Annotated in this window: 9 protein-coding genes; 4 read left to right on the top strand and 5 right to left on the bottom strand. The window is 59.9% G+C overall.

The window, feature by feature from the left end:
- Window positions 1-2 precede the first annotated feature (2 nt).
- Window positions 3-269 carry a barstar family protein gene (locus ACX3P5_RS08365; RefSeq protein WP_458968540.1) on the top strand — a complete coding sequence of 89 codons (267 nt, stop codon included), beginning with the start codon at window positions 3-5 and terminating at the stop codon, window positions 267-269.
- Here the strand turns inward: ACX3P5_RS08365 and ACX3P5_RS08370 are convergent.
- From ACX3P5_RS08370 to ACX3P5_RS08385, 4 genes are all read right to left on the bottom strand, one after another.
- Window positions 266-2,635, bottom strand: coding sequence for a virulence factor SrfC family protein (locus ACX3P5_RS08370; protein ID WP_458968541.1), 2,370 nt, complete (start codon window positions 2,633-2,635; stop codon window positions 266-268). The two genes, ACX3P5_RS08365 and ACX3P5_RS08370, sit on opposite strands and share 4 nt — an antisense overlap.
- Window positions 2,632-5,595, bottom strand: coding sequence for a virulence factor SrfB (locus ACX3P5_RS08375; protein WP_458968542.1), 2,964 nt, complete (start codon window positions 5,593-5,595; stop codon window positions 2,632-2,634). The genes ACX3P5_RS08370 and ACX3P5_RS08375 overlap by 4 nt, the downstream gene beginning before the upstream one ends.
- A 2-nt stretch (window positions 5,596-5,597) precedes the next feature.
- Window positions 5,598-6,911, bottom strand: coding sequence for an SrfA family protein (locus ACX3P5_RS08380; RefSeq protein ID WP_458968543.1), 1,314 nt, complete (start codon window positions 6,909-6,911; stop codon window positions 5,598-5,600).
- 162 nt (window positions 6,912-7,073) lie between these two features.
- Window positions 7,074-8,249 carry a benzoate/H(+) symporter BenE family transporter gene (locus ACX3P5_RS08385; protein WP_458968544.1) on the bottom strand — a complete coding sequence of 392 codons (1,176 nt, stop codon included), beginning with the start codon at window positions 8,247-8,249 and terminating at the stop codon, window positions 7,074-7,076.
- Window positions 8,250-8,367: 118 nt separating this feature from the next.
- On the opposite strand from ACX3P5_RS08385, the gene ACX3P5_RS08390 reads away from it, so the two are divergent.
- From ACX3P5_RS08390 to ACX3P5_RS08400, 3 genes are all read left to right on the top strand, one after another.
- Window positions 8,368-8,922 carry a helix-turn-helix domain-containing protein gene (locus ACX3P5_RS08390; RefSeq protein ID WP_233984374.1) on the top strand — a complete coding sequence of 185 codons (555 nt, stop codon included), beginning with the start codon at window positions 8,368-8,370 and terminating at the stop codon, window positions 8,920-8,922.
- A gap of 68 nt (window positions 8,923-8,990) precedes the next feature.
- On the top strand, window positions 8,991-9,422 hold the full coding sequence (locus ACX3P5_RS08395) for a MarR family winged helix-turn-helix transcriptional regulator (RefSeq protein WP_233984373.1): 432 nt from the start codon (window positions 8,991-8,993) through the stop codon (window positions 9,420-9,422).
- An 11-nt stretch (window positions 9,423-9,433) separates the two neighbouring features.
- Window positions 9,434-9,988: an isochorismatase family protein gene (locus tag ACX3P5_RS08400; protein ID WP_233984372.1), complete on the top strand. Its 555-nt coding sequence runs from the start codon at window positions 9,434-9,436 to the stop codon at window positions 9,986-9,988.
- A 62-nt stretch (window positions 9,989-10,050) separates the two neighbouring features.
- On the opposite strand, the gene ACX3P5_RS08405 is transcribed toward ACX3P5_RS08400, so the two are convergent.
- On the bottom strand, window positions 10,051-13,221 hold the full coding sequence (locus ACX3P5_RS08405; protein WP_458968545.1) for an autotransporter outer membrane beta-barrel domain-containing protein: 3,171 nt from the start codon (window positions 13,219-13,221) through the stop codon (window positions 10,051-10,053).
- Window positions 13,222-13,296: the final 75 nt, after the last annotated feature.

Raw genomic sequence — 13,296 nt, forward strand, 5'->3', positions numbered from 1 at the left:
TCATGCTGATTATGCAATTTGATCTGCGCCAGCTGACCAGCCGCGCGGCGTTCTACCAGCAGTTTGCCGCACAGAGCGGCGGGACGCCTGCCTATTTTGGCAACAACCTGGATGCGTTGTGGGACTGGCTGACCGGCGGCATTGCGTTGCCGGCAGAGGTGCGGCTGCAGCATTACGCCGAACACCATGCCGATCTGGCCCCGGTGCTGGCGTTACTGGAAGAGGCGGCGCAGTCGCTGAACGGCGAGCTGCGCCTGGTGAAGGATTAAGCGCGCAGCGGTTTAAGCAGGGCGATCAGCGCCTCGCGCGCCGCCAGCGGCAGGTCACCGCCGCCGGTATAGCCATTATTCTCGATAATCACCTGATTCAGCCCCACCAGCCAGTCGTAGATATAATAAGCGGTGTGGTTAGCCGGAGCCGCCGACAGTTTAGTCAGCCGCTGTCCGGCACTGAAGCTGACGCTCGGTGTCGGCGGGCGGGTAAAGATCGCCTGACCGCGATTGACGCGGCTGGCCGGACGCTCGGCTTCCGGGCGCTGTAAAAAGCCGAGCCAGGCGACGAAGTCCCCCAGCACCGTCATCGCACGCGTCACCTGACGATCGGCACGCGACTCATGGGTCATGCTGTGGCTGTCAGGCTCATGCAGCGCCTGCTGCAGTTTTTGCGTCATGTCGGTACGGAAACTGGCGGTGATCAACTCTTCTACCAGCCACTCCATGGTCGCTTTATCAATATTCAGCAACGCCAGCAGGCTGCGGTTTTCCGGCAGCTGGCGCAGGTGATCGAGCCACAGCAGCAGCACCTGACGCGGAAACTGCTGCGCGCCGTGTCCGCTCTGACGCGGCTGAACCGGCACCTCCGGCTCTGACTGGCTGAACAGATCAAATTCAAACCCAATGCCGAACTGATTTTCCGGTGCCTGCGGATGGGGCGTGGTGGGGCTGCTCAGGTTCGACTGATTGAGCCACAGCTGGCGCAGGGCTTCCCGCGGCGGTTGCAGACGCTCCAGCAGTTCGCCGTGCAGGCCGGTACGGTGCTGTAAACATTTCAGCAGGGTATCGGCGATAGTCTGTTTGCGCGCCGCCTGTTCCGGGCTGGCGCCCGCCTCGGTCCACGGCAGTAACCGCCGCTCAACCACGGTGTGCTGAATCTGCGCCAGCTGGGCCAGCAGCAGGTCGCGACGGGCTTCCGGCTGCATCTCATCCTGCAGCCAGCTTGCCATCCGATCCACACCAGCGCGATCCAGCACCAGCATCGATCCCCAGTGTTGTCCCGGCTGGCCTAACTGGCGCTGTACCGCTTCATCCACATTGATCTGCTGATGACGGGCATCATAGGGAGTGATGGCCCAGATCAGCCGCGGTTTTTCGCTGGATTGCTGGGTCGGTTGCAGCCGCTGCCACTCGCGCAGCGTCTGGCTGACCCGATCGGCATCCTGACGCTGACTGGCGGCGGTGCAGACCAGCAGCAGGTCGATGCCCTGACGCGCGGCATATAGGCCGGGCAGCAGGGCGCGCTTCTGTTCCAGCAACTGCGCCCGCAGCGGATCGCGCTGCTGCAGACGCTGGCGATCTTCCTGGGCGGCGCTGTCGTTCGGCTGGCCTGGCGCAGGCAGCTCCAGCATATCGGCTTCGTCATACAGCGCGGTACGCGGCGTCGAACTCAGCGGAATCACCACTTCCAGCGTCAGCAGCGCCAGCAAACCCAGCGCCACGTTTTGCGGTTTGCCTGGCCGGTTGCCGTTCATCGGGCAGACTTCCACCGGCTGCTGCAGATCCTGCTCGCTGGCGGGCACAATCAGCTGCTCGGCCGGCAGCAAAGCACTGTCGGTCAGCAGGCTGAGCGGTGCCAGCACCCGGCTGCTATTGCGCAGCTGATGGCGCAGGTGAAGCAGGCTGCGCAGCGTATCGTTCAGCGCCGGCTGCGCTGGCCACAGCAGCGAAAACAGCTCTACCCGGTCATCGACGCTCAGCCAGGGTGCCAGCTCAACCGCCTGCGGCCAGAAGTGCCGATCGAGACGGACGTCATAGTGCTGACGGCGGCGGCACCATGACCATAAGGTCACCAGCGCATCGCTCTCCAGACCGGCCAGCGGGCTGGTCAGACGATGACGCTGTAAACGCTGCAGGCCGCTGTCGATCAGCGCCACATCAGGCGCTACGGTGCTGGCGGCGCAGGCCATGACCAGCCGGACGATCTCGGCATCCGTCAGCAGCGTCAGTTCAACCGGCCATTCATTTGACAGCGGCTCACGCTGGTGACTGAAGCGGGTGGCGGTCGCAAAATCGAGATTACCGGGATTGATGTGCTGGAAATAGCTGAGCGACTTATCGCCCAGCCGGGTCATCAGCTGGCCCTGAGCATCGGCGACCATCTCATTCAGCAACCAGGCCTTACCGGCCTGCGACTGACCAAACAGGGCCAGCGTGACCGGGCGCGCCACCTGCTGCGCCAGCGCCTGGGTCTGCACCCGCGCCTGACGCAGTTGCAGGGTCAGGGTATCGGCTTCCAGCGCCAGACGCGGCGACTGTTCACGGGTCGTCTCGATCCAGCTCAGGCTGCCGTTCAGCGCCTCCTGCAGCAGGGTCAGGCGTTTGGCCAGCGTCTGTGGCTGGCGGGTTTTCAGGGCTTTCATCGTTTACATACGCTCCCGCTGTCAATCCAGTACTGCGCATTAGCGTTGCCGGTGGCCGACAGGGTATTCAGTTTCAGACTCAGCTGCTCCAGCGGCACGCGGGTGCCGTCGTCCAGCCGCGCATCGCTCAGCACCAGCGTTTCCGGGCCGGGCGCATCAGGTCCGGCTTTCACCGCCAGCTTGATGCGCAGCACGCTTTCACCGGCCACCTTACGGGCCAGCGTCGCATCGTTCAGCGTCAGGCTGTAGAGCGGTGAGGCGGGCCAGCGATCGTTATCCAGCTGACGGAAGCCGAGGCAGACGTTGCCGCGAATACGGAAGCTGCTTTTCTTATCCAGCGCAAAGCCCGCATCGTCGAGGTCGATCTCGCTGTAGCAGAGGTTTTCGTCGGTCAGGGCCTGGTTTTCATCCAGCATCCCGAGGTAACGGATGGTGGAATAGGGTTCAAAATCACCGGCGCGGAACCAGAAGCTGCTGAGGCGCAGATCCAGCGCCAGCAGGCAGAGCATCGCGCCGACGGCAGCGGTAGATTTCGGGTTATCGATCCGGCCATGCTTGTTAAACGGATACCAGTCGCTGGTGTGGTAGCCTTCCAGCGACAGGATGCGGCTGCCCGGCAGCGGCTGCAGATGGCGAACCAGCGCCTGAATGCCAGGGAAGCGCGACGGACGCCCGGTGAGCAGCAGCACATCGCACTGATAAAGCGACACCACTTCGCACATGGAACGCAGCGCCGGAATGATCGCCATCCGATGCTGCATAAATTCGCCGTGCAGCTGCGCCAGGCTGACCACCAGCGGAACCTGCAACAGGTCGAAGCGACTGTTGACGCCCAGTTCACGCTGAATTTCACCGTTGACGAAGGCCAGCACTGATTCGCCCGGCGATTGCCCGACCAGTTCGCCAAACAGCGCGTTGATCTCAGCGTGGCTCTCCAGCGGGTCCCAGTTTTCATAGCGCTCCAGCACCGCCTGCGCCAGCGGAATAAACAGCTGTAGCGTCACCTGCTGGCGCAGGGTAGCCTGACCGTCCATGCGACTGTCGTGACCAAACAGTTTGTTCATCAGTGGCTCAGCCAGCGTCAGTCCGGCTTTCTGCAGATGCTGTTGCAGCGCGGGCAGAACCCACAGCTGGATCACATCCAGCAGGATATCGTCACCCGCCACTTTGAAACCTTCACGGAACAGCAGCCGTGGGGTGATTTTGACGTTGTTGCCCTGACCATCATCCAGACGATACTGGGTGATGGCGAGATCGGTAGTGCCGCCGCCGATATCAATCGAGGCGATGCGCAGGCTTTTACCCGGCAGCTCATCCGCTTCACGCGGACGGTCCGGCCGCGCCATGCTGCTGAAGAAATCTTCGGCACGTCCGGCAAAGTTCACCTGGGTTTCATTAAACAGCCAGACCATCTGACCGCAGGTCGCCTCATCCCACTCCATCTGCACATCCGGCAACGGTTTCGGGGTCTGATGCGGGCGGGATGGCGCGACATCGTCCTCATCGCTCAGCCAGCCTTCCGCTTTCCAGACCAGCGCAATCGCTTCCTGCATCCGGCGGCGGAAAATTTCACGCTCCGGTTTCGGCATCGCTGAAGGCAGCGTCAGGATCACATGACGCAGCTGACGCGGCGCGTGACTTTGCGGCATCCGCTGGCGCTGTGCGGCGCTGTTCATCTGCATCATCGCCTGCGCCAGCAGTTCGCACAGCATAAAGGTCATCAGTGAACTGCGGCTGTAGTGCGGCGAGAATACCGGCAGACGATCGTCAGGCGGCAGCGTGTAAAGCGGCTGGCCTTCGTCATTCAGCAGGGTGATGAACGGCGCGGCACAGGCCAGCGGTTCGGTTTGCGCACCGGCGTTGTTAAAGCGCCAGCCGGGCTGATAGCGTGCTTCATCCCACAAATAGCGACGCGGGCTGGAAAGACCGGTTCTGCCTTCCAGACCGACCCGTTGCAGGGCCAGACGGCTCGCCTCGCGGCCAACGCGGGTCAGCGACGGCCACATAAAGGCGTGTTCGCGGCCGCTCTCCAGCGAGAAGTTTTCTTTACCAAAACGGGTTTCGGCAAACTCCAGACGGCTATCAAACAGTTCGTTATAGACCTGGTGCGGCTGGGATAAATCGCGTAGCTGCAGCTCATAGGTCTGCCTGAGTCCGTTGCTCTCTTCCGGGTGATCTTCCACCAGAATGCCGCAGGTATGCGAGTTGCCGACGTCCAGAATGATATCGACGTTGACCGCTGGCGTTTGCAGCGTGGCGGCCTGAATGTGGATCTCGCTGAGATTGAGTTGCTCGCCCAGCAGCTCCAGCAGGTTGAGGTAGTGCGCCTGATATTCAAACTCACGCAGCGCCTGATTAATCGCCTGTTCGCGACGATCGGAGACCCGATCGGTAAAGGCTTCACGCAGCCAGCCGTCGACCCAGGTGTGGTCGAGAAACTCGCCCAGCTCGTAGTTGTGCCACGCCAGCGCGAAAGTGACGCCATTCTGTGCGTCGGCTGCCGACAGACCCAGCTTTTCGCCGCCATCCTGTTCCGCCACGCAGCGGGTATCGAAGGCGAGGCTGACGCGATGGGTATTGCCCGCCGCATCCGGGCTATTCAGCGCCACCAGACGCATCCGCGCCCAGTTCTCCGGTCCGCCGATAAAGCGGCGTCCGCTGGCGCAGCGCAGCATCGGCAGCGGCAGCCAGCAGGCAGAGAGCAGGCTCAGCGAATCAGCCAGCGCGATATCGGACTCCGGACGCACCACTTCCGGCGCGCCGCCATCTTCCGGGTAGAGCAGGAACTTACCGCTGTTGCCATCGACATTCAGCCGCAGCAGCGGGCCATTGGCGGTCTGACGCACGAACTGGCGACGCGCCTGCGTCGCAGAGAGTTGCAGGCCAAAATCCAGAAACTGCACGCCGCTGTTTTCAATCAGCGAAATTTTTTGTTTGTCATCGATCAGGGGAGCCAGCATGTTTATTTACTCTCACGCTTAATCGTCATCGGGAAAACCCGGTCATCAGCATATTGCGCTTCGCAGACTGCGGCACCGATGCTGGCATGGCAGATCAGCAGCGGCATACGATAGCGGGATTTGTTCTCGCATCGGGCGGTATAGCGGCTTTCGATCACCAGATTACCGGCGCGGGTCATTGCCGCGCTGACATCCGCCTTACAGCGGGTGTTGCCCTGGGTAATCTGCACGCTGCCTTTGCCGTTTTTAAACTGGAACTGCATCACCGGTGGCTTGCCGGTTGGGGTTGGCATCGGACCGATAGTGACGCGCCAGCGGCCATCAATCACTGCAACCTGACCGTCGCGCACCGCATCCGGGGTAACGATCAGATCGTCTGGCCGGGCTGGCACGGCCGGTGTGACCACACTGGCAAGGGTAGCAGCAGCGGGCGCTGGCGTCGCGGCGGCGGCATTCACCGTGGCGGCTTTCTGCGGCAGGGTGGCGGCCAGTTTTCCGGCGGCATTGACCACCGCCGGTGGTTTAACCGGAGTCACCGACGCCTGGACTGCCGGCATCGCTGACGGCGCAGGAGCCGGTTGTGGACGGTGCAACAGCACCGTCATCACCACGGCAGCGGCAATCGCCAGCGGCGGCAGAATCATCCAGACCCGGAAACGACCACGGGCAGCCACAACCGGCGGCGTGACGGCCACAGGCGGCTCAGGCGCAACCACCGGTTCCGCTTCGGGTTGCGGTTCCACCGGCAGCGGCTCGGCCAGAACCGGCTCGGCGCTGACCGGTTCGGCGATGGGCTCAGGCGGCTCGACCAGCACGGTCGGCAGGCTCTCTTCCAGCGTGTCGCGCAGGCAGGCCAGCGCGTCATCACGGCTGCGAGCCTGCGCATCGACAAAGCCCCAGAAGGTGATAACCGGTTTGCCATCCACCAGATAAACGTATTGCTGATCGGGAAACTGCAGGCTTTTGCTGAGCAAGGCGCCGAACAGGCGCATCGCCGGGTTCTCAGCCGCGCGCGCGCGCGTACTGAGATCCTGCATATCCTGCTGGCAGGCGGTAAGGTGTTGCAGGGCGGCGCGACGTTCATGATCGCTGGCGCCCAGCCAGGATTTGACCCTGCCGCTGAAAGGCGCATACCAGTCGAGGCGATCGCCCCGTTCATTGGCCTGCGGAATTGCCAGGCAGTCTGCCAGTGCGCGCTGACGGCGCAGGCGCAGGGTCTCACGAATTTGTAGCGCCGAGGCGTAGACCGGCTGGCCATTTTCACCTAACGCCAGAACCGCATCTAAATTACCGCTGCGCAGAAAAGTTTTTGCCACCTGTTGGGCCCTTATCGGTCGTTGTCTGAGGCAGAAAATCGCGTGTTATCGACGATTGGGTTGATTTTACGCGGGACAATGACAAATCAAACGGTGGAAAAGGGGCCAAATGCAGCGGTTTTTTCACCGGCTGGCGCAAAAACAACCTGCCAGCACGGCAGCTTAGCGTGCTTTTCGCACCAGCAGCAGATGGGCGACTACGCCGCCGACCAGTCCCCAGAACGCCGGACCGATGCCAAGCAGCGAGACACCGGAGGCGGTAATCAGAAAAGTGATCAGCGCACTGTCGCGCTCAGCTGGCTGATCCAGTGCCCGTTGCAGGCTGCCGCCCAGCGTCGCCAGCAGCGCCAGTCCGGCCAGCGTCTGAATCAGCACCGGCGGCAATGCACTGAACAACACCGCGATCAGGGCACCGGCCGCGCCAGCCAGCAGATAAAACAGCCCTGCCAGCGCGGCTGCTCGCCAGCGCCGCTGCGGATCGGCATCCACCTCATCACTCATGCAGATGGCGGCGGTGATGGCGGCAATACAGACCGAAAAGCCGCCAAAGGGTGCCAGTAACAGCGCGATAAGGCCGGTCCAGCTGATCAGTGATGAGACCGGCGGGCGGTAACCGTGTGCCTGCAGCGTGGCGATGCCGGGCGCGTTCTGTGACGCCATGGTGACCAGAAAATAGGGCAGGCCGATGCCGATCAGCGTGGTCAGGGTAAAATGTGGCATTACCGGCTGCGGCAGCGTCAGCACAATCGGCTGTGGCGGAAAATGGATCGCCTGCTGCGCCAGCGCGACGCCGGTTCCAATCAGCAGGGTGATCAGAATGGCGTAGCGCGACAGCCAGCGGCGGGCCAGCAGCCAGGCCAGACACATACTGCCGCACAGGGCAAAGTTGGTCTGCAAATCGGCAAAGGTCTGCAGGCCAAAGCGCAGCAGAATACCGGCCAGCATCGCCGCCGCCAGCGAGGCGGGAATGGTGTTCATCAGGCGCGCAAACAGGCCGGTCACGCCGGAAAGGACGATCAGCAGATTGGCGAAGACAAACACCCCGACAGCTTCGTTGAGGCTGATGCCGTGAAAGCTGGTTGCCAGCAGCGCCGCGCCAGGGGTTGACCAGGCCGCCAGCACCGGCATCCGGTAGCGCAGCGATAATCCCAGCGAGGCAATACCCAGCGCGATGCCCAGCACCGCCAGCCAGCCGCCGATTTGGCTGGGTGACGCGCCAGCCGCCTCGAAGGCCTGATAAACAATCGCGCCGCTGCTGCTGTAGCCGACCAGCACAGCGACAAAGCCAGAGACCACCATCGGCAGGGTCAGTCGGGGTTGAACAGATGTCTGAATCATGATGTTAGCCGGTTTGTGCGTTATAGCGCACATGGTCGCATGATGCGCTATAACGCACAAGTGCTACACTGCCGCCATAAGGTCAGCGTGTGGACTGGCGACAGAATCAGGAGCAGAAGTGGAGAGCATTCAGCACCATCTGAGTAACGCGCTCAGACAGTTACGTCAGGCCAATGGCTGGAGCCTGACGCTGACGGCCGAACGAACCGGCGTCAGCAAAGCGATGCTGGGCCAGATTGAGCGCGGCGAATCGAGCCCGACGGTGGCGACGCTGTGGAAAATTGCCACCGGCTTTAACGTGCCGTTTTCGTTTTTTATCGACGGCAATCCGTTGCCCGGCGCACCCGCGGGCTTCAGTCAGCCCAACGCCGAGATGTCGGTCCAGCCGCTGTTACCTTACGATCCGCAACTGCGGTTTGATCTGCTGGCGGTTGAGCTGGCCGCAGGCGCACAGAGCATCTCTTCGCCCCATGAAGCGGGCTGCGTTGAGCAGGTTGTGGTCATAGAGGGGGAACTGCTGCTTGGGGTCGGCGATCTCTGGCGGCGTCTGCCCCGCGGTGCAGCGTTTCAGTTTCGCGCTGACGTCACCCACAGCTACCGTAATCCGCTCAGCAGTCCGCTGCGGTTTCACAGCCTGATCCACTATCTGCAGCGCCCCGAACTTACAAATTGAAACCAGGGTAAACTACACAGTTTACCTTCGTATCTCTATACTGGCCGCTAAACCTGAGGAGAAGGACGATGTGCGATTTAAGCGAACCTGCCGCCACCTTGCGTATGCTGGTGGGTAAACTGGCTCGTCGGCTGCGTGAGTCCGCGCCGCCCGGCAATCTCAGCTGGTCGCAGGTGGCCGTACTGGGCTATCTGGTGCGTGACGGGGCGATGACGGTCACTGAACTGGCCGCGGCGGAAAGCGTTCGCAGTCAGTCAATGGGCGCCACCGTCGCCACCCTGCTGGACGCGGGCATGGTGACCGGCGAGCCCGATCCCCATGACGGACGCAAAACCCGCTATCGCCCCACGGAAGCCTGTCTGGCGGTCATCGCGTCCAGCCGTGCGATGCGTGATGACTGGTTGATCGGGGCTTTTGAGGCACAGCTGAGTGTGGCCGAGCAGCAGCAGTTGATCGATGCCATTCCTTTACTTCAACGACTTACTGAACATGAATCCTGAGAGGAGACGATATGGCTGTAACCACACTTGATGCGAAAACGGCGCTGATTGTTATTGACCTGCAACATGGCATCGTTGCGCTGCCGCTGGTCCATCAGCCGCAGCCGGTGGTTGAACGCTGCGCGCGCCTGGCACAGGCGTTTCGCGCCAGCGATCTGCCGGTGGTACTGGTTAACGTCGCGGGCGGGGCGCCGGGCCGGACTGAGCAGGCGCGTCACGGCGGCGAACTGCCGGCTGACTGGGCGACACTGGTGCCGGAGATGACACCGCAGCAGAACGATCTGACCATTACCAAAAAAACCTGGGGCGCGTTTCACGCCACGCCACTGCATGAAGAGCTGCAGAAACGCGGAATTACGCAGGTGGTGATTTGTGGCATCGCCACCAGTATTGGGGTGGAATCGACCGCACGCCAGGCGTATGAGCTCGGTTACAACGTCACGCTGGCCACCGATGCCATGACGGATTTAGACCTCAATACCCATAACAACAGCATCAACCTGATCTTCCCTCGTCTGGGCGAAACCGGTAGCAGCGCGGATATTGTGGAATTATTACCGCAGTGAGATAACAGCCTTTGAAGGTGGAAAAATGTCCTGCCAGGCTGGCAGGACATTACTGCTAAGAGTTAAAAACTGAAGCGGTAGCCCGCATTGACCTGACGCTGATCAAAGCGTTGACCGGTGGTGAGATCGGCTTCCAGATAGAAATTGTGCACGTTATTCAGACTTGCGCTCACGCCCAGGCCATTGTTCCAGCCGTTACCGCGAAAATCGGTCTTCTCGCGGGAGCCGTTTAAGGCATATTGCATATTGGCTGAGAACTCACGCACCAGTCCGGTTTTGACATAAACGTTATATTTGCTGCCCGCTTTATCCTCGCTGTAGCCTGCCAGCGCGCTGATCCGGCCATTAACCGCATCATAATCTTTGAACGCAATCACCAGACCGTTACTTGCCCGGGTCTGCGAGCCTTTCTGGCGGCCTGCGGTCAGCTGAACCTGGGGTTCGAGGTAGAAACCCTGATTGTCGGCTGAGAAGCTGAAACGTTTACCCGCTTCAACAGAGGCGCTGTAGCCGGTCGATTTTGCTTTACCGGAAACCTGATTCTGCTGGCTGTCTTTAACGTCGAACTGGTTGCTGAGGCGGTTAATTTTGTAAACCTGATCGATGTAAAAGCCATTGTCAGCCATCCAGGTCAGGTAGGCACCAAAATGCTGTGATTCTGCTGTTCCGTCACCGCCGCGATATTTAGGTGAGGCGTGAGTCGTTCCCATGAATAAGCCGCCATACAGCTTCTTACCTTCAATCAGGTTCTTATCCACACCAAACTGGAAGCCGCTGTAGTCCATGTCAAAACCGCTCAGCTTTCCGCTTGAGAAAGAACTCAGCTTACCGCCATAGCCCCTTAACCAGACGTTGCCTGTGCCGCTGCTCTGACGGATATCGCCCATGCGCTGCAGCAGCGTCTGGTTCTCAACATAGTTAAGCAGATAGCCGATGTGCAGGAAATTGCCGCCGGCATCAGCGGTGGTGGTGATCGGTTTAGTCTGTTGAGGTGCCGCCGGCGCAGTCGGGACAACGGGAGCGTCAGGTTCCGCGCCACGCTCAGGCGTGACGGGTTCATCAGCAGGGGTTGCGGGTTCCGCAGGGGGTGCAGGTTCGCCAGGCGTTACCGGTTCTGCAGGCGTTGCGGGTTCCGCAGGCGTAACCGGTTCTGCAGGCGTTGCAGGTTCGTCAGGCGTTACCGGCTCTGCAGGGGTTGCAGGTTCGTCAGGCGTTACCGGTTCTGCAGGCGTTACGGGTTCGTCAGGCGTAACCGGTTCTGCAGGGGTTGCAGGTTCGTCAGGCGTAACCGGTTCTGCAGGCGTTACGGGTTCGTCAGGCGTAACCGGTTCTGCAGGGGTCGCAGGTTCGTCAGGCGTAACCGGTTCTGCAGGCGTTACCGGTTCATCCGGCGTTACCGGGTCTGCAGGGGTGGCAGGTTCGTCAGGCGTAACCGGTTCTGCAGGCGTTACCGGTTCATCCGGCGTTACCGGGTCTGCAGGCGTAACGGGTTCATCAGGAATTACCGGTTCATCCGGGGTAACCGGATCTACCGCAGGCACACGACCGGAAGAGGCTAACGCCCAGTTATTACCCGTTTTGCTTACGCTATAAAGATAGCCACCCAGTTCGACATCAGAGTCTGAGGTAAAACTGGCCTGACCATCTGGGGTTTCCACCACGGTTAATGTCTCATTACCCGTGGTAGCCAGACTTCCCTGGTTAACAAAAGAGAGGGAATAATCGCCAGCACTGCTGTTGGTGACGACCAGCTTATCACCGCCGTTATTTACGCCATCTCCTTCACCGACCAGATCAACACGCATGTTGAAATGACCCGTACCCTGAAGATCCGCAACGGTTAAGGTGGAATACCCGCTGGCAGAGGTTGCCCGGCTAAAGTCAACGTTACTGTTGGTGAGGGTTAACCGATCGAGATTTGACGTTCCGCTAACATACCAGTCGCTATTATCGAGGGTTGCGTTTAAATAGCCGCTATTAATATTATCGCTGAACGCGCTCCCTTCCCAGACCGATCCCGGCTGCAGTGATAAATCAATTTTTCCGCCGTTGGAATAAACTGAACCCATCATATTCAGTTTGCCATCAACGTTAATGTTACCCGCTGCGTAACCCGCGTCATATTGTGTTGCGATAGCCAGCTCATCTGATGAGGGCAGGGTAATCGCTAAATCGCCGGTTAAATCGATATCACCGCCTGCCATCGCAAAAACAGCGGCTTGTTCTGTTACTGCATTTTTAATGGTGATGTTATTACCGGTAATGTGACCCGAATTAATTGCCCATAAGCCCATATTGGCGCTGGTAATATCGGTCTCATCCAGATTAACGGTTGAGGCAGAGGTTTGTGCAGAAGCCCCATAAGAGCCACCGGCATCGATGGTATTCCGCTGTTCTGCTGTACCCTTAAAATTAATCGTTGTGTTGGTACCACTGGCGACAATACCGCCCGCCAGCGCGGAAGTGACGTGGCTGTCGGCACCGATATTGGCAACACCATTGCCTCTCACTTCCAGAGCGATAGCGTCAGCGCCAGAGGTAGAAATTGTCAGACTTTCAGCGGTGAGATCACCAAAGTTCCACAGACCGGTTGAATCAGCGCCGGTGGTGGTGATGACACTGCCAGCGCCTAAATCCGCGAGGGTATTTTCCTGCAGCTCAAGGCCATTTGAATAATCGCCAGCGGTGGTAATGCTCAGCTGGTTGGCCTTCAGTGATGAAAGGGCGGATGACGCCGTTCCATTTAATGCATCAACCACAATCCCACTGCTTCGATCACCGTTTGTCGATATCGTACTCAGGTTTCCCAGGTCAGCGCCACTGCCGGGATTGGTAATTGTGAGGCCGGTGCCGGTGCCGCCCACGGTTGTAACAGAAAGGGCATCGGCGGTTAAAAAGGACCCGCCTTTAACGGTCACCCCGCTGGCAATCATATCGCCGGTGCCGGTCACATTGACGGCCGTTCCGCTGCCCAGATTGGCGGTGACATTATCTCCGATGATATTAATACCCACAGCCCGATCGCCGCTGACATTGACGGTAAGGCCATCGGCAGTCAGCGTACTGTTTCTGCCCCAGATGACCACACCCCGTGCGTAATTAGCCGCATCATTAACATTAATCACTGACTGGCTGCCTAAATTAATGATGCCAGTCTGACCATAGGGATTCATTATGCCGTAAAGGCCGCCGGAATAGAGCGCATCACCAGTCAGGATGTCGCCATTATTCAATGTGATATTTGTTCCTGTCTGGCTTCCGATATTTTCACCCGCAGCAGAACCACTCAGGATAAATCCTATTAATAG

This window comes from Pantoea sp. S-LA4 (genome assembly GCF_054482835.1).